This is a genomic window from candidate division WOR-3 bacterium (genome assembly GCA_016926475.1).
Taxonomy (GTDB): Bacteria; SDB-A; SDB-A; order SDB-A; family SDB-A; genus JAFGIG01.
Window position 1 is genome coordinate 1 of record JAFGON010000010.1, and the last position, 23278, is coordinate 23278.

General features: G+C 43.9%; 21 protein-coding genes. 11 read left to right on the forward strand and 10 right to left on the reverse strand.

Going from position 1 to position 23278, the window contains the following annotated elements; translation table 11 throughout:
* The 5 genes from JXA84_00580 to amrA form a co-directional block, all read left to right on the forward strand.
* Window positions 1-759 (forward strand): hypothetical protein (locus JXA84_00580; GenBank protein ID MBN1149700.1); only part of this gene is annotated, 759 nt, incomplete at its 5' end.
* Between the two features lie 63 nt (window positions 760-822).
* Window positions 823-1491 (forward strand): TrkA family potassium uptake protein, encoded by a 669-nt coding sequence (locus JXA84_00585; protein ID MBN1149701.1) that lies wholly within the window; start codon window positions 823-825, stop codon window positions 1489-1491.
* Window positions 1491-2963, forward strand: coding sequence for a response regulator (locus tag JXA84_00590; protein MBN1149702.1), 1473 nt, complete (start codon window positions 1491-1493; stop codon window positions 2961-2963). The genes JXA84_00585 and JXA84_00590 overlap by 1 nt, the downstream gene beginning before the upstream one ends.
* Entirely contained in the window at window positions 2956-3795 is an 840-nt protein-coding gene (amrB, locus tag JXA84_00595) for an AmmeMemoRadiSam system protein B (protein MBN1149703.1), read from the forward strand. Before JXA84_00590 ends, amrB begins: the two co-directional genes overlap by 8 nt.
* On the forward strand, window positions 3792-4361 hold the full coding sequence (amrA, locus tag JXA84_00600) for an AmmeMemoRadiSam system protein A (protein MBN1149704.1): 570 nt from the start codon (window positions 3792-3794) through the stop codon (window positions 4359-4361). Before amrB ends, amrA begins: the two co-directional genes overlap by 4 nt.
* Before the next feature lie 154 nt (window positions 4362-4515).
* On the opposite strand, the gene JXA84_00605 is transcribed toward amrA, so the two are convergent.
* Genes JXA84_00605 through JXA84_00625 form a run of 5 tightly spaced genes read right to left on the reverse strand, consistent with a single transcriptional unit; the run spans window position 4516 to window position 11607 of the window.
* On the reverse strand, window positions 4516-5244 hold the full coding sequence (locus JXA84_00605) for an SIMPL domain-containing protein (protein MBN1149705.1): 729 nt from the start codon (window positions 5242-5244) through the stop codon (window positions 4516-4518).
* Entirely contained in the window at window positions 5241-6419 is a 1179-nt protein-coding gene (locus tag JXA84_00610) for a pyridoxal phosphate-dependent aminotransferase (GenBank protein ID MBN1149706.1), read from the reverse strand. Before JXA84_00610 ends, JXA84_00605 begins: the two co-directional genes overlap by 4 nt.
* The gene (sppA, locus tag JXA84_00615; GenBank protein MBN1149707.1) at window positions 6416-8740 is read right to left on the reverse strand and encodes a signal peptide peptidase SppA; all 2325 of its coding nucleotides are present in this window, start codon (window positions 8738-8740) and stop codon (window positions 6416-6418) included. The genes JXA84_00610 and sppA overlap by 4 nt, the downstream gene beginning before the upstream one ends.
* Window positions 8737-9186: a hypothetical protein gene (locus JXA84_00620; GenBank protein MBN1149708.1), complete on the reverse strand. Its 450-nt coding sequence runs from the start codon at window positions 9184-9186 to the stop codon at window positions 8737-8739. Before JXA84_00620 ends, sppA begins: the two co-directional genes overlap by 4 nt.
* A 27-nt stretch (window positions 9187-9213) precedes the next feature.
* The gene (locus JXA84_00625) at window positions 9214-11607 is read right to left on the reverse strand and encodes a choice-of-anchor D domain-containing protein (GenBank protein MBN1149709.1); all 2394 of its coding nucleotides are present in this window, start codon (window positions 11605-11607) and stop codon (window positions 9214-9216) included.
* A gap of 67 nt (window positions 11608-11674) precedes the next feature.
* On the opposite strand from JXA84_00625, the gene JXA84_00630 reads away from it, so the two are divergent.
* The gene (locus JXA84_00630) at window positions 11675-12604 is read left to right on the forward strand and encodes a glycosyltransferase family 9 protein (GenBank protein MBN1149710.1); all 930 of its coding nucleotides are present in this window, start codon (window positions 11675-11677) and stop codon (window positions 12602-12604) included.
* A 45-nt stretch (window positions 12605-12649) separates the two neighbouring features.
* On the opposite strand, the gene JXA84_00635 is transcribed toward JXA84_00630, so the two are convergent.
* The 5 genes from JXA84_00635 to JXA84_00655 form a co-directional block, all read right to left on the reverse strand.
* Window positions 12650-13702, reverse strand: a complete 1053-nt coding sequence (locus tag JXA84_00635) for a hypothetical protein (protein ID MBN1149711.1) — start codon at window positions 13700-13702, stop codon at window positions 12650-12652.
* 108 nt (window positions 13703-13810) lie between these two features.
* Window positions 13811-16105 (reverse strand): TonB family protein, encoded by a 2295-nt coding sequence (locus JXA84_00640; protein MBN1149712.1) that lies wholly within the window; start codon window positions 16103-16105, stop codon window positions 13811-13813.
* An 18-nt stretch (window positions 16106-16123) separates the two neighbouring features.
* Window positions 16124-16336, reverse strand: coding sequence for a 50S ribosomal protein L31 (gene rpmE / locus JXA84_00645; protein ID MBN1149713.1), 213 nt, complete (start codon window positions 16334-16336; stop codon window positions 16124-16126).
* A 121-nt stretch (window positions 16337-16457) separates the two neighbouring features.
* On the reverse strand, window positions 16458-17933 hold the full coding sequence (gene rho / locus JXA84_00650) for a transcription termination factor Rho (GenBank protein ID MBN1149714.1): 1476 nt from the start codon (window positions 17931-17933) through the stop codon (window positions 16458-16460).
* Window positions 17934-18076: 143 nt separating this feature from the next.
* Complete coding sequence (locus JXA84_00655) at window positions 18077-18757, reverse strand: hypothetical protein (protein MBN1149715.1); 681 nt, start codon at window positions 18755-18757, stop codon at window positions 18077-18079.
* Window positions 18758-18903: 146 nt separating this feature from the next.
* Here JXA84_00655 and JXA84_00660 point away from each other — a divergent pair, with 146 nt between their 5' ends.
* Genes JXA84_00660 through JXA84_00680 form a run of 5 tightly spaced genes read left to right on the forward strand, consistent with a single transcriptional unit; the run spans window position 18904 to window position 23223 of the window.
* On the forward strand, window positions 18904-19422 hold the full coding sequence (locus JXA84_00660) for a hypothetical protein (GenBank protein MBN1149716.1): 519 nt from the start codon (window positions 18904-18906) through the stop codon (window positions 19420-19422).
* Between the two features lie 2 nt (window positions 19423-19424).
* Entirely contained in the window at window positions 19425-20567 is a 1143-nt protein-coding gene (locus tag JXA84_00665) for an SPFH domain-containing protein (GenBank protein MBN1149717.1), read from the forward strand.
* 27 nt (window positions 20568-20594) lie between these two features.
* Window positions 20595-21104 (forward strand): hypothetical protein, encoded by a 510-nt coding sequence (locus JXA84_00670; GenBank protein MBN1149718.1) that lies wholly within the window; start codon window positions 20595-20597, stop codon window positions 21102-21104.
* 1 nt (window position 21105) lies between these two features.
* Complete coding sequence (locus JXA84_00675; protein MBN1149719.1) at window positions 21106-21750, forward strand: hypothetical protein; 645 nt, start codon at window positions 21106-21108, stop codon at window positions 21748-21750.
* Between the two features lie 6 nt (window positions 21751-21756).
* Window positions 21757-23223, forward strand: a complete 1467-nt coding sequence (locus tag JXA84_00680; protein MBN1149720.1) for an anion permease — start codon at window positions 21757-21759, stop codon at window positions 23221-23223.
* The last annotated feature ends 55 nt before the right edge of the window (window positions 23224-23278 follow it).

Genomic DNA, 23278 nt, shown 5'->3' on the forward strand with positions numbered 1-23278 from the left:
ATTTCATATAAATTTTATAGTTTAGCCCTGAAAAAAAAATCCACTCCGAGGCATGAACTGATTCCTTATTCACGCATCATTCTTTTAGCCTACGCGATTTTGATTTTAATACCGTTTTTGTTTTTGTTTTTTCAGGAATACACATGGAACGACGAGTTGTCTTTTACCGAAAAAATCTATTCTTCTTTTTTCCAGTCAGTGACTCCTCGAACAGCAGGATTTAACACCATTGACCTGAATATACTTTCAAACACATCTCTAATAGTGATTATAGTTCTTATGTTCATCGGAACAGGCTCAGGCAGCACCGGCGGGGGCGTAAAAATATCCACGGTGACGATAGCTCTATCAACACTGATAGCCACCCTTCAGGGCAGGGAGAAGATTTCAGTCATGAAAAGGAACATTCCATACACCCAGGTATTTCGAGCTTTCTCTCTTATAACCCTTTCGATTTTGTGGATTTTCGTGATCTTTGTCTTGATTCAACTGTCTGGTCAAAGGATCACAACAGAGAGAATCCTGTATAAATTGATTTTCGAAATCGTCTCGGCTTTCGGAACGGTCGGCCTTTCTCTGGGGTCATTGAACAGCCCTACCTGCTCGTTTTCTGCGGATCTTCCAACGGCCGGTAAATTTCTTCTTATCGCCACGATGATAATGGGCAGGCTCGGACCGTTGACTTTCGGAGCCGCTCTCGTCAAGAGAACTAAATCAAAAAGGATCAACTACGTAAAAGGCTTCATGCCGATAGGATAAATTGAGACAAAACGCCATTAATTTTGTGTTGAAATTGACAATTTGTATGGTTAGAATCAAAATATGAATGATGTGGCGAATTATAAGTATTTCGGAATAATAGGTGTCGGTAGATTCGGTTTTTCCATCGCTGAGAGTCTTGTGAGAAACGGGTCGAGAGTGCTTGCCCTTGACAAGAATGAAGACTCTCTCGCACCTCTTCAAAACCTGGTTGAATCCGTGGTAATAGGAGATTCAACAGACCAGCAAACACTGATGGACAGCGGTTTTCAATACACCGACATTGTCATAATCAGTTTCTCCCAGGAACTCGCGACCAGTATTCTGACCACGATGCTTTTAAAGGAAATTGGAGTGAAAAGGATCATTGCAAAAGCGAGAAATTTTACCCATGAAAAAATACTCAGAAAGATTGGGGCAGACGAAGTCGTCCTTCCTGAAATAGATTCAGGCAGAAGATTGGCCAACAAGTTGTCATCTCCCGGATTTCAGGAAATTATTGAATTCACTCCCGGTTATTCTATTGTTGACGTTCAGGCTCCCAAATCTTTCATCGGAAAGACAATCCGAGAGCTTCAACTGAGAAACAATTACAACGTCAACGTACTTGCTGTAAAAAAGGAAGATAACACGACCAATATATCTCCGAACCCTGATACTGTCTTCGAGAAAAAGGACACCGTTACTCTCCTGGGCAAAGACGAAGACCTTAAAAGTTTTATGAGGATATAGTGCCACTAAACAACAGAGTTTTGGTTGTTGACGACGAAGAAACCCTCGCCACTTTTTTGTCAAAAATCATCGAAAACGACCCTGGTTTGAACTGCCAGGTAAAAACCGCTTTTACTGGCGAAGAAGCCCTTGAAATTATTAAATCTTTCAGGCCGGACATAGTTGTATGCGACATAAAGTTGCCAAAAATGAACGGTATTGAAGTGCTCGCAAAAGCCAAAACAATAGACCCTGAGATATATTTCGTCATGATGACCGGCTTCACATCGATAGATTCGGCTATAGCTTCGCTCAGGGAAGGCGCTTACGATTACATCAACAAACCTTTCGATACAAACGAGATGAAAGTAGTCGTGAAAAACGCTCTGTCGCAAAAAAAGTTTAAAGCCGAAAAAGAACTCCTGCTCAAAGAACTTAAAGAGAGAAATGAAACACTCGAAAAACAAAAGCTGCTGCTCGAGACAAACCTCAATGTCAGGATAGCGGAACTGAACAAGTTGCAAAAGCTTTCAAATCTTCTAAGTGAAAGTTTCGGAATATCTTCCTTGATAAAAGTCATACCTCAGGTTTTAGCCATGGCTCTCGACGCCGACGGCTCATTTCTCGCATGGTTCAACGAATACGAGAATAAATTGACCGTGAGAAACGCCTTTCAGGCAGACGATATGTTCCCCAAAGGCATGAATCTCGATTTATCTTCTCCCCCGTTCAACGAAATACTGAAAGAAAAAAAATCCCCCACAGTCGTCAACAATTATCGCTCTACATCAGGCACAACCATACCTTCTTTGGTTTTAGCGCAGCTCCTTGGAGCGGACAGACCTTTCGGCCTCGTCGGAATTTTCTACAAAAACCAACCGATCGACACAGACATAAAATACACTTCTCTCGTCTCAACCGCGGCGAGCATAATATCCCTTTCAATTAAAAACTCGCAGTTTTTTGAGACCATCAAGAAAAAAGATCTGGAAATAATCTCTTTTGTTCTCTCTTTGACAGAAACCTTCGGCCTGAGCAAGAACATACAGCAAAACATTGCCAACATCTCGGTGGATTTAGGCAAGAAATTCAACATTGAAGAAAAAAAATTAAGACAACTCCGCTACGCCACTCTTTTTATGCTTTTTGGAATATCAATCCCCGGGCTTTCGCATATAGAACAAGTTATAGACAAACTCATAGGATTGATTACCAACATGGATTTTCTCTCAGAATCCCTGTCTTACATCGTATTCTGTCAGGAAAATTTTGACGGTTCCGGAAAAAACCAAATCATCGGCGAATCCATTCCGCACACCAGCAGAATACTTCGAATAGTGTCTGATTTCGTTCTATATATGAAAAGATACACCATGGACAAATCCCTTTCGGCTGTGAGGAATGGATCAGGAACTCTTTATGATCCCAGAATAGTCGAAGCCTTCATTGGAGAGGTTTCCGAAAAAAAACTTTCAGACCGTCTTTATGCCTGATAAAGTCCGAAAACCATCGGCTTCAGGCCAATTCTACCCCTCTGAAAAAAATTCTCTTAACGAAATTCTCTCCACTCTTTTTGCCGGAAGCGGCGACTCGAATGGAAAATACACCGCAAAAGGGCTCATTTTACCACACGCGGGGTATATTTTCTCCGGAAAGACCACGGCTAAAGCGGTTGAGAAAATAGACACAAATAAACACAAAAAACCTACGCTGATAATTTTTGGTCCCTGTCACAGGTTTCCCTCAAAAGGAGCTTCCGTTTTCAAATCGGGATTTTGGGAAACTCCCCTCGGATCCGTTGAAATTGACAAAGACATATCCGAAGCTCTTATCCAACATAGTTCGCTTTTCGATGATGAGGAGCTTCCACATATGCAGGAGCACAGCATCGAAGTTCAACTGCCGTTTTTCCAATACGTTTTCAAAAACAATTTCAAAATAGTCCCTATAGCTATCGGAAACCAGGCGTCCGATTTCTGCCTCGAAGCTGGCGAAAAGCTGAAACCTTTCATCAACAGCGAATTGATACTTGTCGCCAGCAGCGACCTATACCATGGATATTCAGTTTCGGATTGCAAAAAAAACGATTCCGAAGTCATTGAGACAATAAAAAAATACGACTTGAACTCGTTGTCCAGAATAGCCGACCACGGCACCGAATCATCCCAACACGCCGGATGCGGAATAGGACCCATCATTACCGTCATGAAAGCTCTCGAAGATTCTAAAAAAGAGATCCTGCTTTGTAATCGCACAAATTCATCGGAATCGCCTTATTCCTCCGGCGGTTACGTCGTTGGATACGCTTCATTCTTCATAAGATGAAAGACGACAGCAGGGAGTTTCTCGATGAAAAGGAAAAATCAACCCTTCTGCGATCAGCGAGACAGACGCTGATCGCCTCAGCTAAAGGCGACAAAAGACCCCAACCATCAGAGCCTTTCGGAAAGTTAACCCAAAAAAGAGGTATATTCGTAACTCTCCACAAAAGAGAAGAGCTAAGGGGATGCATAGGGTTTTTGACGGGTGTCAAACCATTGTTTCAAGCAGTGGTGGAAATGGCCTGGGCTGCCTCCCGCGAAGATCCGAGATTCTTTCCCGTTTCGGAGACCGAAATCAAAGAAATTGAAATTGAAATATCCGTTCTGACTCCTTTGGAAAAAATCAGCGATATTGAAAACATCACAGTCGGAGAAGATGGATTGATAGTAAAAAAGGGTTTTTGGCAAGGACTCCTGCTCCCCCAAGTCGCTACAGAATGGGGCTGGGACAGAGAAACTTTTCTAGATCATACTTGCGTAAAAGCTGGACTATCCAAGGGATGCTGGAAATCCCCGGATGTAGAAATATTCAGTTTCAAAGCCCAGGTTTTCAGCGAATCAGATCTTTGAAAAGCATTTTCAAAAAGCCCCGTAATCAGAAATCCGGCGGATTGGCATCGGATCTGAAAAGAGTAACCCGAAAAAAACTGAACCGATGCCGCTGACAAACACCGTGTCGGCAACCGCCTTGAAACCACTCACGAAAACTTAATCGGCTGCTCCATCATCTTATTTCAAAAGAAACAGATATGCTGGAATATACGCTGACCTGTCCCGGAGCCACCGGACTGATATCCGAGTTCGTGTCCTCTCCGTAATAAGCGTAGTTCGTTGAATTTGACGCCCAATTCATCCCCCATGAATAAGCAGTGTTCCAAGTCCAAAAACTCGACTGATTTTCATATACGTAAACGGCTTCTCCTATCTGACAACCAAGTTCTCTTGCTAAGAGTTCAGCCTTTTCTTTCGCCGCCTTCAAAGCTTGTACCCTTGCTTCATTTTTCAATTCGAGCAATCTGGAGGTATGGAAATCTATACCATGGATGTAATTCACGTCGGCTTCAAGCGCCAATCCGATTAATTCGTCGAGTTTTGACATATCCCTAATGGTTACCACAATTGTCTTTCGGAAGTAGTAACCCAGCAAAGTCTGAGTTTCGTAATAGTCGTACATGGGTTCAACGCTGAAATAGTTTGCTTGAATGTCTCTCTGTTGGACACCGTAATTTTCAAGGACATCAATCAAATTCTTTAATATCAAATCATTTTGATTCTTGGCAGATCTCAGATTCTCCCCTTCAGTCTCAATTCCGAATGTTATTATCGCCTCGTCCGGAGCGACGTCAATCTGAGAATTGCCCGTTACGGTTATAGTCCTCTGGTTTTGAACATCCTGTGAATAGAGAAACGAGGCCAAAGTCAAAACTAAAATTCCGGCTGTGATGGTTTTCATCTTCTCTCCTTTTTAAAAGCTGTTTTGATTCTTTCCAAAGCCGTTTCCAATATCATTTTTGTAAGACCAAAGTTCAATCTTTTAAATTCAGCGCAGTTTGGGCTGAATTTTATTCCCTGCTCAAGAGCCACTCCTGCTTGTTTGACAAGTAAAAAATCCAACTCTTCCTCTGAAAAACCCGTGCCTTCAAAATCAATCCATGCCAGATAAGTCGCTTCCGGAGGATGCATCGAAACGCCTTCAATTTCAGAATCGAAAAATTCTATCACCTTTTTTCTGTTTTCAGACAGATAGATCATAAGATTTTCGTACCATTCATCCCCTTGAGAATAAACTGATCGAAACGTCAAAGCTCCAAAAGCGTTTGAAGTATAGAGTCCAAGAGAAAATATCTGAGAAGCGATTCTATCTCTGAGGGATTTGTTCTCTGTCATGATCGCAGACTCATGAAGACCCGCTACGTTGAAAGTTTTCGCCGGCGACAGCATGGTCAGAGAATTCATAGAGAAATCTTTGGATAGAGCAGCAAAAGGAATATGCTTGAAACCTTCATATACGAGATCTCCGTGTATCTCGTCGGACAAGACCAAAACCCCGTTCTCCAGGCAAATCTGACCCATCTCTTGCAGCTCTTTTGAGGTCCATACTCTTCCCACTGGATTGTGAGGGCTACACAAGATAAAGATTTTTGCTCCGCTTCTACAAAGTTTACTGAAACCTTCAATGTCGGGTGTGTATCTGCCACTTTGATCCCTGACAAGATGGTTGAGAAGAGTTTTCCTGCGGTTCAACTGTATTACATCAAAAAAAGGCTTGTATACCGGAGGCTGAATTATGACGCCGTCACCTAATTCGGAAAATTCCCTTATGCAAAGTCCCAAAGACGTCAAAACAGAGGGACTGTGAATATAGCAGTCTTCAGATACATCAAGTCCGTGCCTTTTTCTCATCCACTTTTGAATTGATCTAAAGTGATTTTCGGGCCTGAGTGTATATCCGTAAATCGGATGGGAGGCTCTCTCTTTTAAAGAGATGACAATATCCTGGCAACATGTCAAGTCCATATCCGCCACCCACAAAGGCAGGAGGTCAGGTTCTCCAAAAAATTTTTCAGCAAAATCCCATTTGTAGGAGAGGGTGCCTCTTCTTTCTATGATACCGTCGAAATCGATCACTTGATCTCTATTCCATCCAGTTTTTCATCGTAAAACATTACGGAATCACTATCTGTGAAGTATTTCTCCAGGTCAAATCTGTAAATGGATAAAGCCTGTCCCAGGTCCAAGACGCTGAAAGACCTGCTCCCAGGGTTTATCACCACTTCGGTTTCGAGCCAGTTTTCCTCTCCGGCTTTTTTTGCGGCGTAAACCATCGCCTCTTCCATTCCTCCGATTTCATCCGCCAGGCCTATTTCAACAGCGTCGTGCCCCGACCAGACTCTTCCCCTCGCTATCGCGTTGATCGAATCGTATGAAATGCCTCTCTCGTCCGCGACTTTCATGACGAAGCTCTCGTAAAAATCCAGCACCTCTTCTCTGTGGAGTATTTTCTGTTCTTCAGTCATGGGAAACACACCCGACCACATGAAGGTGTTTTCCGAAGTCGAAATCGTGTCAAATGTCAGACCGACATTTTCGAGCAAGCCTGAAAACGCCATTTTCGCGCTGACAACTCCTATCGACCCAGTCAAAGTTCCCGGATCACAAAATATTCTGTCCGCCCCGCATGAAATATAATATCCTCCGCTGCCTGCCACTCCTCCCATCGATATTATAAACGGTTTCTCCTGGGCGCAAAGGGTAACTTCTCTCCAGATGAGATCCGAAGCGAGCGCGTCTCCTCCCGGTGAATTGACCCTCATCACCACAGCTACGATTTCATCGTCCTCTCTCGCTGATTTTATTATTCTGACGAGGGTTTCAGACCCCATGACTTTACCCCCCAAAAAAGGCAGAGGATTTATGCCACTTTCGCCAGTGTTTATTGATCCTTCAGCGACAATTAGGGCAATTTTCGGTTTTCGCTCCCAGACGTCTTGTCGATAATTTATTTCGGAAATATACGTGGCTTCCTTAAATCTTCTCCCGTAGTTATCCTTTACGTAATTTTCAAATTCATCTTCATACATCAAGCCGTCTACAAGTCCTGCCGAGAGGGCTCTTCTCGCGCTGAACGAGCCTCTGTTGATAAGCGACGTGACGGAGTCAGACAACAGATTTCTCGAATCGACGATTGAACTCCTGTAACAATCCCAGTTGTCGTTTATAATTTCTGCGAATTGTTCTCTGCAGGGATCCGACATGCTGTCGTTGACAAAAATTTCACCCGCCGACTTGTATTCTCCAATATACTGCACATCTGCAACAATTCCATATTTATCAAACCCTCTCGCCAAAAAAGGCAAAGCGACGCCGAATCCGTTTACCTGCATGTATCCTTCAGGGTATATGTATATCTTGTCAGCCGCGCAAGCCATGTAATAGCTTAGATCGTCGAAATTCCTCGCGTAGGCGATAACTTGTGTTCCTCGATTTTTATACATACTTACCAATTCAATGATTTCCTGGGTTTGGGCGATGTCGAGGGTATAGCCGTCTAAATGGAGAACCATGCATGAAGGTGGCTGAATTTCGAGCCCTTTTCTAAGGGATTCGACCAAAGTCCAGAACCTCTGTTTTTTTGGAGAGAAGAAGAATAGAGACATCGGGTCTTCAGGATATTCTCTCCCCAAATCGAGGATCAGATTCGGCCTTGGTTCCGGAACGAGGGAATATTGGTGCCTCGAATCGAGCCTTATGAAGGAAATACCAGAATGGATTCTATTTTCATCGTCGAGCATCTGAGCGGTTCCGAACGTTGTCTTTCCGAAAGAAGTCTCTATGCCCAGTGATATTCTTTCATCCCTGTCTATGGAAGCCGAGACGCGAAGTCCTTTCACAGGTTCGACCATCACACCCGCCGAATACGGCAAACTGTCGAAATCAGCGTCTTTTTCATAGACAACACCGCCCGAAAGCGTAAACCTTTCGTTTCCGCCGAAGGGTCTAATGGCTCCGCCTAATAAATAGCGGGTATCATATTGTCTTTGAGTCGAAAATACATCCTCCAATTTTATTCCGAGCGATATCCATTTTAAAGGGCGCGACAAAAAGCCGACATCCAGATGGTTTTCTCCGTTATGGTGCCTGAAAGTGGTGCCTGCCATAAGAGTGTTGCCTTTAAAAACATCATTTCCAAAAGAAATATGATAAGCGTCTCCGATTTCTCCCCAAGAGCATCCTGCTGAAAAATTTCCCGCTCTCAAGTAGAAATCACCGTAAAATTTAACAGCAGAATCAGTGTTCACGATGTCAAACCGCAAAGACGTCCCGTGTTGAACAGAAAGACCGGCGGGATTTATAAGACCCGCGTCAGGACCGTCGGGTACCGCCGTAAAAGGAATATAGTAGTTTTCACCAAAAAGAGAAAACGCGACAAGCAACAAATTAAAAATCATACTTTCCCCTCCGCTGGTTCTTTATGCACCGACCCATGACAATTTAATTTTCCCCAGTGTTTTTCGTGAAGCTTTTTAGCTTCTTCCATTTCGTATTCGGAATTTCCGTGCCTGCAAATATGACAACAAATTTTTTCGCTGATCTTTTCAACTCTGATGTTGAATATTTCAAAAACTTCTTTTCTCATGTAAAACACTCCAAGCGTTTTGAAAAGACCATTGAAAATGTCGTCTCCGGCTATGATAAGTTTGTCTCCCCTTTTCAGGTTGAAATGAACAGTGTCTAGGGCTTTGAGGACAGACTTCACAAATGATTTAATCTCTTTGAATTTATCGTCTTGAATGTTCCTGTCTGATTCAAGGCTTTTCAGTATCTCGATGAGTAAGGACAGTTCATCCCCCGAAAACTCGATATCCTTTTCCTTCAGCTCTACTTTTATCGGCATTTAAGTCTTTTCCTTTCGCCTTTATTTTTATCTAATTTTTATCATCTTAGAAGTCTCTGAAAAATATCCGCCAGCGTTCAACCTGTAAAAATAAAGGCCTTGAGGCAGCATTTCTCCGTTGTACCTGACCGTATGAAAACCCGGGGATAAATTGTAGTTCAATTTCATCTCGTCAACTTTTTGCCCCGCGGAATTGAATATCTCGACAGTCATGGATGATTCATGGGGCAGGGAAAAAGCGAAGTGGGTTTCAAAGACAAAAGGATCCGGAAAATTCTGATAGACCATGAAGCCATTTGACGTTACGGGGGGATTTTCATCCACACCGGTTGCGCCTTCGCCCGTCGAGAAACAGAATACGCTCCCGTCGTCGAGGCCTACGAGAATTTCATCTCCGGTAATTCCGTCAATGGAACCGATATTTTCCACAGTGTAGATCCTGTTTCCGAGATCTGAATAGTATATTAGAGAATCCCCGCCTCCGGAATAGATGTAGAGCATACCCGATTGATCCCCTGCAACCGCTTCCTCGATGCCGTCACCGTCTATGTCGCTTACAGGGACAACCCCGTAACTCCTGTAATCCTGGGTTGGCATAAACCATAGAGTTGAACCGTCCTTTCCCTCTAAACAGAATATCCCTGAAAGTGATGAGAAGTTCGCCACTATTACATCGTCGTATCCGTTCTGATTCACATCGCTGATGATGTGCATCTGTATAATTCCGGAATATCCGCTGCCTATCGAAGCATGCCAAACCATAGAACCGGTTTCGCCGTCTATCCTGTATATGTCTTCCCAGTAGTTCGCCGCTATGACGTCCGAAGTGCTGTCCTCAATTTGCAGTTCAAGAAGTTCCTTGGCTCCGGATGTCGTTCCGTCGAACTGCCAGAGGAATGAGCCGTCTGAACCGTCAAGACCCCTGACGAATTGAGTCGTACCGTCCCCTCCGAACCCCGCGGCTACGTCAGGCGTGCTGTCGCCTGTCACGTCTCCGAGCGAAACCACCGAATAACCTGATGATAGCCCGGAAACGCCGACATAGTAACGCCACAGGCTGTCTCCCGTCGCTCCGTTGAACAGGAAAACGGATTTATACCCGTTCCCATCCTGGTTTGAACTAGATATCGCAACTACATCCACGGTCCCGTCTCCGTTGAAATCCCTCCGGGCGTCCACCGCACCAAATCCGCCCATGTATGGATTGTAATCGTCTCCATAAGACCAAATAACTTCTCCGTCGATTCCGGACAGAGCATACACGTGTTCATTGCCGCCGTCAGTGCAAATAACCACATCGTCCACACCGTCACCGTTGAGGTCCTCTGCCGGCTGAACGGCTTTTTGAGCGGAAAACATCCCGTTTAGGCAAATAGATCCAGTGTTGTTGTCGTCAACGCCGGTGTTGAAAGTCCAGAATGTGTCGGCGTAGCCTGAGCTCGCGCCGTTAATGCAAATAGTCCAGTAGTTTTCCGTGCAGATTACAAGATCCGATATTCCGTCTCCGTTGACATCGCCGATCTTTTTCAATCCTTCCACTTTTTTATCGTTATAGCTTGTGTAGGGGTTGTCCGGGACCAAGTATTGCCAGAACATATACCCGAGAGAGTAATTTCCTGAAAAACCCTCTCCGTTTAAAACTACACCAGATATTGGAATTGAAGGGTCGTCCGAATAAATCTCGAGGGTGTCCCAATAGTTGCCCGTTGCTTGGGGATTGAACCAAACCCTGACTGTCGAGTTGCTGTCCGGAAGGATTTCAAGAGGTAAGCTTCCGGACTGAACCGAAAATGGAGGCGAAATGGAAAAAGAATCAATGTTCAGACCGATAATTCCCCTGTTGTAGAGGCATAAATTCCAGCCTGTCAGACCTTCTCCTCCCACCCACACAGTGCCAAAAGCATGGGATTGAGCCGAAAGCTCAATGTGTTGTTGCCCGTAGAGCCCGGCACCGGAAAACTCCAATTCTATTAAGGTGTCAACCGGATCGTTTGAATGTATATAGCCGATTTGCTGGTAATGACCGTATGAATCGGGAGAAAAGAAAAATTCCACAGCGGAGTTCTGCAGGGGCAATACTGAAACGGGCAAAGAAGTTATAACGCCGAAAGCATCGCCTTGTATCTGTATGTTATCTATAATCAACTCCGCTGTGCCGTTGTTGAATACACTCACGGTAGAGTAAGAAGTATCAGAAAGGACTGTTTGGGAAAATTCAATTGAACTGTCGCCGAGTGCGATGTCGGGAGTTCCTCCTGAAAGATCGATTTTGTAAATAAGCCCAGAGTTGTATCCTATCAACCACAGATATTGCCCGTCGAAAGCCAAACCGTATGGATACTGTGGAGCGTTGATAGTCTTTACCACCCCTCTGCCCAAGTCAAAGTTTAAAAAAAGTGAAAACATGAAAACAAAAAACAATTTTGCCTCCTTGCTTTAATGTCTAAAATACTATAAACATTTTACAACATCGTCAGGTATTTTCAAAATGGTGCAAAACAAGTTAAAAATTCTCGCTTCTCGTACGGACGGATTAGGGGACCTCATACTGACCTTACCGGCTATCGAGGTTTTAAAAAAACAGGCGCCTCAATCCAGTCTCGATTTTGTAGTGAGAAATGATCTCACTGCTGTGACCGAAAAATCACCTTTCATAGACAGGACTTTTGGAACAGATATTTTAAAAAATCCCGCCTTGAAAGATGAAAAATACGACTTGTCAATCATGTTCAACTTTGAAAAGAACACAGCTTTCCTCATCAGAAAAACAGCGAAAATAAGATGCGGAAGATTTTCAAAGCCTTTATCTTTTGTTCTTTTAAACAGAGGCTTGAGACAAAAAAGGTCCAGAGCAGAAAAAAATGAAGCCCAATACAACATAGATCTGGTCAGACACGCTTTTGGAGAGGACATTGAGGAAGAACCTAGACCCAGAGTATTTTTCGATCTAAAGCAAATTCAGATACCTTTTGACGATTTTATCGTAATCTCACCGCAGATGAAAGGAAGCGCTAAAAATTTCGACGGCAGAGTATGGAAAACTATTGCGAAATTATCGGCGAATTCTAATCAAAACGTAGTTTTGACAGGTGAGAATACTGACAAAACTATTTTGGACATCAAATCTGTTCTCGGCGGCAAATGCCATGATTTAACAGGTAAAACATCTTTGAAAGAGCTCGGTTACGTTCTGTCAAAAGCGAATCTGGTCATCGCCCCCAGCACGGGGACTCTCCATTTGGCAAACGCTCTCGGCTCGAAAATATTCTCAATATTCCCCGGGTCGGGCTCCACTTCATTTGCCAGATGGCATCCCTGGAAGTACCGGGGTCAAATTCTCATAAGCGAAGAAAACGGCGCGGGATTTCTCAGGGTTGAAGACGAAAGGATATCAAAAGCATTTTCCGAGCTGATATAAAAAAAGCCGCTCAAAGAGCGGCTTTTTCTTAGACATCATATTTTTTCAGTCAGCCTGCCAGAGAATCAAAACGTGTTTGTGTTTGCCGGGGTCTTCCCATGTAATCGGCTTACCGTCTTCTCCGAAAGCAATAATACAGTATTTCGGAGGGAGGACATATACCTGTATGTCGCCAGGATTAGAAGTTCTTCCGGCTATCCAGGATGTGTCGCTGTCATCGTCTTTGTCTATGAAAGACGGTTTGAAACTGTTTTGAGAATATTCGTAGTATGAATACGAGATGAAAGGTTTTTCTACTTCCACACTGTCTCTCGGATCTGGTTTTCTCTGACCTCTTCGAGTTTCAAGTTCAGGAGGATCCGGCCAAACATAATTAATTTTTATGGCTCCAATCGACTCGAAATTGGACGGCAGTTGGGGACGGTTCGATACGAGATAATCAGCTATCGTAAAGTTGAAAAGCCAGCCCGAAAATTCATCTTGGGATTCAGGAGGTATGGTGTCGAGATAAAAAATGCTCCTGTCCGCGGAGAGTGAAAGCGAGAGAGAAGGTGTTTTATCGCCTCCCTCCCAGGCATCGTATCTGACCCTTTGCGTTGAAGGGTCTATTGATATAATTATTGAATCATCGAGAACTTTCGGCATGTTCTGCTCATTGCCGGCTTGCCGCCAGAGGGACAAAACCTCTTCGGAAGGATCGTAGACCCACTGCCCTCCGTCAGCGGTGTCCCACCTGACAGGCAGGGGTTGTCTTGTTTCGACCAGAGATGATTCCGCTTTGATCAGTTGTATTTCAGCTGTCCTCTGAGAAAAAGGGTTTGATAAGGAAGGCGAAATAAAAGAAATAATATCGTCTTTGCTTTCCGGAAGTTGAGAAGAATATACCCAGCTGCCTTTGGTCTCATCCCAGTATGATTCGGATTTCTCGTACATGAACTTCTCTATAGCTTTTCTGACAGTATAGAGATTCGTCCTCGCTTCGCGGAATTTCATTTCAGCCCTGAGGGCTTTTTGCTGAGGAAACACCAGAACAAATACGAGTAAAATTCCTAGAATAACTATGGTTATGTCGAGTAAAATTTTATAAGCTTTTCCCATTTTCCCTCCATTTCTCAGACATATCAGCTTATACCTAAACGACTTTTCCCAATACAAATATCAGTTAAGTTTTATAACACTTAAGCGCAAAAAAATCCACAAAACATATCATTCCGCAAAATTTATCGGAATCACTGTCTGAGATTGCACAGGAACTCCGTCTTCGGTCGCCGGTTGAAATTTCGCTCCCATAGCGGCGCTTTGAGCTTCTGCGTCAGCAATGGGGTTGCCGGAAGAGCCGACGACCTCCGCCGAAGTAACTGTTCCGTCCGATCCTATGGTCACCCTGACGAAAGCTCTGGTCAGGCCCATGCCTTGAACCGACGTCGGCAATGACGCCACGGGAAGCCTTATCGGAGTTGGATTCGTCCGGACGACTTCCACTGCCGGCTGAGTGTCGACTGGAGCGGTCACCGATGATGCTGTGTCGGTTTCAGGCTCTTCAATCAACGCTCCGGTGACAGTTGTGACTGTTATTACCGTGTCTTCTGCGATTTCTGTCTCGGTGGTCTCAGGAGGGGTTTCTTCAACTGCCACCGTGTCGAGAAGAGGAGTTTCTTCTTCACCGGTAGTCACGGCCTCCTCAAGAGCTTCTCCCGTGGCTTCAAGCTCAATTATACCAGAATCTCCAGCAGAGCCTAAAGACGCCAAAGCGCCGCTGTCAGAAAGTGTCAAAACTCCGGCGATCGCCTCTCCGCCGGGGAAATACATGTCTTGTATTGATAGAGCGGCAATCTTTTCCCCGGTTTCGACTCCAGCCAGGCTGTTTTCCATTACATTGAGTTCGTACGGAGTGAAAAGAAGCGTGTAGGGCTGTTCGTCATATACTATTTTCTGAAACCTGTCCCAAGCTTTTTTTGTCTGTCTTCTGTCCAGAAGGGATGTGGCTTCATTCAGAAGAGAATCCACTTCAGTCGAATTGAAAGAAGCAAAATTTATCGAGCCCTCCCTGCCGAAAGCTTCTTTTGGATGTATGACGCCTTCGTTTACAAAAGCGTAGTCGAGAATATACCCGTGATATCCTCCGAATTGAAGCTGAGTTTTTACGTATTTTTGAGTGTACGACAACTGTATACCAGTGGTCACATAAACTGAACAGACGAGTCCTACTTCTCCCAAGTCTTCGGCAACCCTCTGTAAAATCGCTTTGCCCGAATTGTCAAAAGCCATGAGCTTTATCACGAGAATTTTCCCGTCGTATTTTCTCGCGTGGATTGAATCGTTGGGTAAATTCTGTATCTCTCTTCTTCCGGGTCTAATTTCTACTTCGGTCTGGGCGTAAGACGTATAGACCCATTCTCTCTCTTTGAGCCCGAGTGAATCGAGAATCATGTTTGAAAGATTAACATCGTAAGGTATTGGATCGAGTTCGGAGTTAACCGCCCAAAATTCTGTCGAAAGCGGTGTTGTAGGTATTCTTCCCTGTCCTCCGAGAAATTCTTTTATTATGTTTTCCCTGTTTATCGCCGCCGTCAAAGCGTATCTGAAACGAGGCAGAGTGTAAGGCTCTAACGTGTTGGTCCAGCCAATCGCGTAATACCTTTTTCCCGCCTGGTCGGTTTGAAGAGAAAGCCCCTCGTAACCGCTGAGAATGGAAGCGTAAGACGGGAAGATGTTCATAGCTATGTCGATATCCCCTCTTTCAAACGATCTAACCATGTCTCCGGAATTTCTGAAAAAATAAAAATATACCGAATCAAAGGCGGGTCTTCCCCTGTAGTAATCTTCGTAATAAGCCAATACTATGCCTTTGCCGGGGGATTTACTCGACAATTTGAAAGGCCCGTTGGTGACCGTGGCTTCCGGATCGATACCGAACCCCGTCGCCAAAAACTCATCCCAAGTCGTCACTCCCGTGAAAACATGAGACGGGAGGGGATAAATGTCGCTGTCAATTAATTCGTTGGCGTACGGTTTTATAAAATTGACTTTTACGGCGTATTTTCCGAGTATTTCCACAGAAGATATGTTTTCCAGGAATACTCTGTAAGGAGTCTCTATGTATGGGTTTTCTGAGATTAAATCGTAGGTGAATTTGACGTCCAAAGCCGTGACTTCGACTCCATCCGACCATTTTACGCCTTTTCTGAGATAGTAAACTATTGCTCCGAGATCTTCTGAGAATTCCCACTTTTCAGCGAGTATCGGGGCAATTTTTCCTTCTGCTGTTCTAGAAATAAGAGGAAGGAAGAGCTGTTCCGAAACAGGATTTTTTCCCGTAAACATAGGGTGCAGCGGTTGATTTGACCTCGGAATGTCGCTGCCGGTCAACCCGACTTTCAGAACTCCGCCTTTGTCTCCAGTCAGCTCTATCACCGAACTTCTCGTGCAACCTGCGGACAGAGCAAATAGCGCAATAACGGCGACGCAAAATAATGGGAAAAATGATTTGAAAATTTTCATGCCTCCCCCCTGAAAGCGTTATGATTTTTTACTTTTAGAAGCGTATTTTTTCATAAATCTTTCAACTCTGCCGGCTGTATCGACAAATTTCTGTTTGCCAGTAAAATAAGGGTGACACGCGGAACAGATTTCCACATTAAAGGAAGGTCTCGTGGAATAGGTCTCGATTATGTTCCCGCAAGCGCAAGTTATAGTGCATTTCTGGTATTTAGGGTGAATTCCCTTTTTCATCTCTCCTCCTGATACTTATACTACACTTATTCTAAACCTTTTATTCCAAACATTCTTTGCATTTGTCTGTGGACATGATTCTAAGATTATACCTTTTCTTCGGATAAATCAAACTACAAAATTACCCGTTCATCGCTCCGAGAAATTCGTCGTTTGTCTTGGTCTTCCTTATTTCTTTTATCAACGTCTCCATAGCTTCAACAGATGTCAAATCGTTGAGAAATTTCCTTAAAATCCATACTCTTTTAAGTTCTTTTTCGGACAGGAGAAGCTCTTCCTTTCTGGTGCCTGATTTATTCAGGTCTACAGCGGGGAATATTCTTTTGTCAGCAATTTTCCTGTCCAAGACTATTTCCATATTTCCAGTTCCTTTGAACTCTTCAAAAATCACTTCGTCCATCCTGCTTCCGGTATCGATAAGGGCAGTAGCAAGAATTGTCAAACTGCCTCCCTCTTCGACGTTTCTCGCGGCTCCGAAGAACCTTTTGGGCTTGTGAAGAGCGAGAGAATCTACTCCGCCGGACAGGGTTTTACCGGAATGAGGAATGACCGCGTTATGCGCTCTGGCAAGCCTTGTTATCGAATCGAGCAGTATAACCACATCGTACTTCATCTCGACCAGTCTTCTCGCCTTTTCAAGCACAATATTCGCGACCTGGGTGTGGTGTTCGGAGGGTTCATCGAAAGTTGAACTAATAACCTCTGCGTTTACTGATCTTTTCATGTCCGTTACTTCCTCAGGCCTTTCGTCTATAAGTAGAACTATCAGAATGCACTCAGGCTGGTTCAGCAGGATAGAATTCGCTATCTGCTGCAAAAAAATTGTCTTTCCCGCCTTGGGAGGGGAAACAATAAGCCCTCTTTGCCCTTTTCCTATAGGAGCGAGAAGATCAACTATCCTCATGGAAATATTGTCCTCTGAATCGTTGTTTCTTTCGAGGATTAACCTCTGCGTGGGATACAATGGCGTTAAATCGTCAAAAATAATTCTATCTCGTGCTGTAGCCGGGTCTTTGTAGTTTACCAACTCCACAGAAACCAAAGCGTCATTCTTTTCGTTCGTCCTCGGAGGCCTGGCGTATCCGAGTACCGTATCCCCGATTTTCAAATTGTATTTATCGATTATGTTTCTCGTGACGTATACGTCGTAGGGGCTTAGAGTATAGTTGTACCTTGAAAACCTTACAAAGCCGTATCCGTTTATGACATCGAGAACCCCTTCAACCTTTCTCAATGTTTCCTTGAAAACCATTCTCGGCTTTTCTTTCTGGTATTCAACTGCCGGTTCGTTTTCTTGTTTTGGGGGCGTCTGGGTCACTGATTCATTCCGGACGTTTTCTACCTCTCCCACGGGAACAGCGTCTGCGTTTTCAACATCTGGCAAAGGATCTACGACAGCAATTTTCTGAGGCTCGTCTTCCTGCTGATTTAGCTCCGAATCTGCTGTTTCACTGATGGTCTCTTCCTTGGTTTCATCAACCTTCTCTTCATTGGGAATCTGGGTTTTTTTGGAGGTTTTTGTCTTTCTTTTTTTAATTTTTGTCTCTTCTTTGACTGCCGTGTCGGCTATTTCATGAATGATTTCAACTTTATCCATGATTTTGCGTTTTCTCCTTTTTTGTGAAAATTCAAATACTCTTCTAAAAGAAAATGAATTCGAGATGGGGTGAAAAGTCTGATGTTTCATTTTTCACCATATTTCATATCTTGTCAACTTTTTTTTAAGGAAGAATCAGAAAATCAATGCTCAAGGGATTCGATTATTCTCGACGCCATCCCTGATATCGTCGATAGTTCAGTGAAATAAGGGGATCCACGGTCAAATTCCCTTTGCAGTGACTCTGCGTGCTTTTTGATGAAAGAGATTTTTTCAACTACATCTATTTTACCTGAAAATGATTCATTTCGTTTTTTTATTCCGTATATTTCTTCCTCCGGCAGAAGGAATACACTCTCGATTTTCTCTGATTTTTTGTTTTCTTTTAAGAATTCCTGGACTCTCGCTGTTTTTCCCTTGTCACCCTTCAGGAAAAATGGTGGGTCTTTGCCTGAAAATATTATGTCATAGTCCATCGATGTTATCTTTTCTCTTCTCAACAAATAGAGAACCTGGTAGAAAAATGACATGGTCTGAAGCATTGATTTATCTTCGGTTTTCTTGTCGAGCAAGATCAACGCCGAGGGTGAATTCGGCTTATCCCCCAGAAGGAAAAAACAAAGGGGTTGTTTTTCGAAAAAATATACCCCTTCGCAGATTTTCGATGAAAGCTCTGTCAGAGATTCACTGGGAGTGAGCTCTTTGGGTATCTCGTCGGTATTTGTTTTGCAGAGCACGAGAGTGTTGTTCAATGTCCTAAGATAGACTCCGAATTTATCACTCGAAACAGTTGAGAGAATTTTTGAAAAATGGGTATTTGCCATAAACGGTTTTTGTTCAATTTCATCAAAGCATTTTAAAACAATATCGAGGTAGTTCAAAATTCCCTTTCTTTGATCTCTCTTCTCTTATATTATTTATATCTATAATATCGAGATGTCAAGGTAGCGCTTTTTCAGAAGGAGGAGAGATGAGTGATCTCGGAAATACAATAAGAAATGCCGGCGACTGGTTGGCAAAACACGTACCCGGATTCGCCGGCTATGTAAAAAGAGAGGAGCGGAGGGCCGCCGACAAACTCTATAGAGATTATTTGGCTTCCCTTCTCACTCAGAGCAGGGCTCATCTTTCAAGGGCTACTGTAACGCTCACCGACCAGCAGGACTTCGACTCTCTTAAAAAGCTTTCCAGAATAGACGGTAAGCTCGAAACAAACACAGACAGAATCAAGTTAGCCGACTATGGATACACCGGATGGTTTGACGTCGTTCAGATAGACCAGGAACAGCTTGCCAAGATATATGAATACGACGTCAATTTAGCAAGGTTCGTCGACGAGATTTCTGAACACTGCAAAAGATTAGAAACAGCTTCCCATGAAGAAATCGGATCTATTCTCACCCAGCTCAGCCTTTCTATCGATTCTCTTGAAGCAAAACTCAAAGAGAGGGACAACCTTTTTTCAACCGGCATTAACAGAGGAGAATAATAATGGCATTCGGCAATTTGAAACTGATGGACCTCATCGAGTACCATGACTCTACAGGAGACATTATGGTGCACAGGGTCCCGGAGCAGGGTTCCGCTGAGACAAAATTGGGAAGTCAACTCATAGTCAGAGAAGACCAAAAAGCCGTCTTTTTCAGAGATGGACAAGCCCTCGACGTATTCGGTCCCGGAAGGCATACTCTGACCGCCGCAAACCTCCCCATCTTGTCAGGTCTCTTAGGAAAATTATTCGACGGAAGAAGCCCGTTCAGAACCGAAGTGGTCTTTGTCAACACCAAAACTTTCACAAATGCCAAATGGGGAACGCCTGAACCTTTGCCTTTCAGGGATAAAGACCTCAAGTTTGTCAGAATAAGAGCTTTCGGCGCATATTCCATGAGGATTATCGAGCCTCAGCTTTTCGTGAACAAAGTCGTCGGGTCCCAGGGAAGATATTCAAGAGAACAGATAGAGGATTTTCTGAGAAACCTAATCATCGCGAGGTTCGCCGACTTCCTCGGAGAAGTAGCTTCAAAAGGCGTATCAATATTTGATTTGGCAAGCAACTATGATGAAGTCGCAATAGGTGCCAAATCCAGAGTTCAGGGGGACTTTGAGAAATACGGACTTGAACTGACTGATTTTATGATAAACGCCGTAAGCCTTCCCGAAGCGGTTCAAAAGATGATAGACGAAAGAGCTTCGGTGGAAGCCATGGGCGGACTTGGCGGATTCACGCAGTATCAAGCCGCGAGCGCTTTGAGAGACGCGGCAAAGAACGAAGGCGGAGGAGCCGGAGCCGGAGTCGGTATGGGAGCCGGACTTGGCATGGGTTTGATGATGCCCGGAATGATAAATCAGGCCATGCAAAATGCCACACAACAGCCCACACAAAATCAGGCGACAATACAATGTCCTAACTGTCATGCGGTTATTCCGGCAAAATCAGCTTTTTGTCCTTCATGCGGGAAACCGGTACAAACTACCAAAATCTGCCCTCATTGCAACAGCCAAATACCTGCTGACGCGAAATTCTGTCCTAATTGCGGGAAAGAAGTCACCGCGCAATTGATAAAATGCCCGCATTGTCAAAAAATGATCCCCGCTGGGTCGAAGTTCTGCCCTGAATGCGGAAAACAGATTTAGTAAAAAAAACTCAAAACGGGGAGCATCATGAACAGATTATTTTTTTCGGCGATGTTGATATTTTACGGCGTTAATATCTGCGCTTTCAACGCTTCTATATCGCCAGGGGTTTCAGTCCTGTCTTCCGATTATTTCGACAACGGGCGAACCCTTGCAATCGGAACCCAATTCGGGAAAAAATTCGCCGGTTTTTACCCTTTTTCAGAATTTTCTTTCATCCAAGCCAGGGGCGAAAAGAGAGATGATTTAAGTCTTACGATATTACTTCTGAAAGGCGGTTTGAGAAGGCATCTTTTCAACCTGACGCCGAGAAACGATATCTCTTTTGCTTTTGCTACGGGTGTTTCATTGACTAAAATCAGCACCGAAAATTCTTCTGAGACATCGTATATTCCGTGGATTTTTCCGGCTTTGGGTTTGACGTTTGAATTGAATCAAAGCGTCGGAATAATCGGAGATTTTTCTTACGGCATTTCTCTGGAAAAATCCCGCTCTTCTCTGATAATGTTGGGGCTTGGCTTAAAGGTTGGGAGTTGAAATGAAAGCCGTCATGATTATTTCTATTGTAGTCGTTCTTTTCATAGGGTGTTCAAGCGAAACGAATCTTTCGCGTTTGTCCGAGGAATACTTTCCCTTTCCGGACACGGGAAGTTTCTGGGTTTACACCGACTCCGCGAACAATACAGTGACGGTGTCCGTCACGCAAGTCAATTATTTCTACGAAGGAAGATATTGTTCGGTCTGGGATTTCAACGGGACAAATTTCTACGCATGGAAAGACAATGGGTCTGTGAAAACCCACAGAAAAATGATCAAAGACTTCGGAGGTTATTCTTATATCGTCGAAAACAGATGGGCGGATTTGTTTAAGCTCCCGTTTATCGACGGCGACAGGTGGTCAGAGATCTTCACCAACAGCCTGAACATTGCAGGGTCAATTTACGATGTGAAAATAACAACTGGCGTCACCCTGGCAAAACTCGACAATTACACAGTTCCCGCAGGAACATACAACAGCTGTTATCGAGTGCAGATTACCGAAAACATTGAAGAATCCTCGTCTCTGACCGGCAACCATATTTCGACATACACGAGGAGTTATGTGTTGGCGCCTTCGAAAGGGATAATCTTTTTCAGCGATTCCACAGGAGAATATTCTCTGACCGATATCGAGCTTAACTGACGAAAAATGCCTTTTCCAACATACGCCGGCGTTTTGTTGTGGCAGGTCTTTTATGTTGTCTCGATAGTCTTAGCGCGGAAAAGAAATAACAATTATTTCCTCCTTGTATCAGGCTCAGGGCTGTTGGCGCTTTCTCTTTTCTGCAGAATTTCACAAGTCAACGAAATGTTTTTTTCTTCTTTCGTCTTTCTCAACATTTACGTATTTTTCATTTTTCTTGAAAAACACAAAGCCCTCGCTTCGTGGTTCGCCGTCGCTTCTTTATTTTCATTCCGGCTCCTGGATCTGGACTCAGCCTTCGGCTTCGCCTTTCAAAACGGCGAAATCCTCTACCGAGGGGTCAACTGGAATATAGTGGGAATTTTCACGGGCACAATGATTCTCGCTGACCTTTTCATGAAATCCCGGGCTCCGGAATTCATATCCGAAAAAATCACAAAAAAAGCCTCTACCGCGGGTTTCGCGTTGGTCCTCGTATCGGCGTTTTCCGGTGCTATATCGATATTTTGCGAGAATGTAGCCGCCCTGCTGATTGTCGCTCCTGTCGCTTTCAGCATAGCGGAAAAACTAAAAGTATCCCCTTTGCCTTTTCTCGTCTCCTCGGCAGTTTTTTCAAACCTTGAAGGAGCTTCTACTCTGATCGGAGATCCTCCCAGCATAATTCTAGCGGTCAATACAGGCATGAATTTCAACGATTTCTTTTTCAAACTCGGAAGACCCGGGATTTTTTTCGCGGTTCAATTAGGCGCTTTAGCTGGGCTAAGCTTTCTTTATTTCAAGTTCAAAAACCTCAAACAGCCCTTGGAAAAGGTTGAAGAAACTAAAGTCCTCTCCTGGGTTCCTGCTTTTCTTTTGATCTTCCTCACGTTGGGGCTGGTTTTTCTATCCGTGCTTAAGCTCGGTTTTGATTTCACGGGAGGAATTCTGTGCATGATACTCGCTTCGTCTGGACTGTTTTTTTGGAAATTGAAACAGAGAAAGACAAATACTTTGAGAAGAATTCTCAGAGAATTCGATTTCGAAACCGTTTTCCTTCTGATGGGTATTTTTATTCTCGTGTCTGGATTGAGTAAGGCCGGAGTCATCGAAACCGTAGCCGCTTTTATAGGAGACAAAACGAGGGGTAATTTTACCTTGACTTTCGTCTTTTTTGCGCTCTCGAGCATGCTTTTTTCGGCTTTCATTGACAACGTCCCTTTCGTTTCCGCTATGATTCCTATTTGTATTTCAATGTCTTCGCATATAGGTTTTGATCAAATTCAATCCCTTTCCCTCGCTTTCGCGGTCACACTCGGAGCTTCCATCGGAGGAAACATAACGCCTGTTGGAGCTTCTTCGAACATTGTCGCTGTCGGTCTGCTGAGAAAAAGAGGATACAAAGTGCCGTTTTTAGATTTCGTCAAAATAGGACTGCCTTTTACACTTTTTTCGACTTTGGCATCGGTCGCTTTTATTTATCTTTTTTGGCGTTGATTTTCATTGCGGCAACTTTCTAAATAAACTAAAATGTAAAGAAATTGTTGCTATT

Bases quoted from the DNA above. Each gene is read 5' to 3' on its own strand.
- rpmE (MBN1149713.1), bottom strand. From the start codon at position 16,336: ATGAAAAAGGGAATTCACCCTAAATACCAGAAATGCACTATAACTTGC.
- JXA84_00665 (MBN1149717.1), top strand. From the start codon at position 19,425: ATGGCATTCGGCAATTTGAAACTGATGGACCTCATCGAGTACCATGAC.
- JXA84_00660 (MBN1149716.1), top strand. From the start codon at position 18,904: ATGAGTGATCTCGGAAATACAATAAGAAATGCCGGCGACTGGTTGGCA.
- JXA84_00680 (MBN1149720.1), top strand. From the start codon at position 21,757: ATGCCTTTTCCAACATACGCCGGCGTTTTGTTGTGGCAGGTCTTTTAT.
- JXA84_00585 (MBN1149701.1), top strand. From the start codon at position 823: ATGAATGATGTGGCGAATTATAAGTATTTCGGAATAATAGGTGTCGGT.
- JXA84_00620 (MBN1149708.1), bottom strand. From the start codon at position 9,186: ATGCCGATAAAAGTAGAGCTGAAGGAAAAGGATATCGAGTTTTCGGGG.
- rho (MBN1149714.1), bottom strand. From the start codon at position 17,933: ATGGATAAAGTTGAAATCATTCATGAAATAGCCGACACGGCAGTCAAA.
- JXA84_00675 (MBN1149719.1), top strand. From the start codon at position 21,106: ATGAAAGCCGTCATGATTATTTCTATTGTAGTCGTTCTTTTCATAGGG.
- amrB (MBN1149703.1), top strand. From the start codon at position 2,956: ATGCCTGATAAAGTCCGAAAACCATCGGCTTCAGGCCAATTCTACCCC.
- JXA84_00640 (MBN1149712.1), bottom strand. From the start codon at position 16,105: ATGAAAATTTTCAAATCATTTTTCCCATTATTTTGCGTCGCCGTTATT.
- JXA84_00655 (MBN1149715.1), bottom strand. From the start codon at position 18,757: ATGGCAAATACCCATTTTTCAAAAATTCTCTCAACTGTTTCGAGTGAT.
- JXA84_00630 (MBN1149710.1), top strand. From the start codon at position 11,675: ATGGTGCAAAACAAGTTAAAAATTCTCGCTTCTCGTACGGACGGATTA.
- JXA84_00635 (MBN1149711.1), bottom strand. From the start codon at position 13,702: ATGGGAAAAGCTTATAAAATTTTACTCGACATAACCATAGTTATTCTA.
- amrA (MBN1149704.1), top strand. From the start codon at position 3,792: ATGAAAGACGACAGCAGGGAGTTTCTCGATGAAAAGGAAAAATCAACC.
- JXA84_00670 (MBN1149718.1), top strand. From the start codon at position 20,595: ATGAACAGATTATTTTTTTCGGCGATGTTGATATTTTACGGCGTTAAT.
- JXA84_00605 (MBN1149705.1), bottom strand. From the start codon at position 5,244: ATGAAAACCATCACAGCCGGAATTTTAGTTTTGACTTTGGCCTCGTTT.
- sppA (MBN1149707.1), bottom strand. From the start codon at position 8,740: ATGATTTTTAATTTGTTGCTTGTCGCGTTTTCTCTTTTTGGTGAAAAC.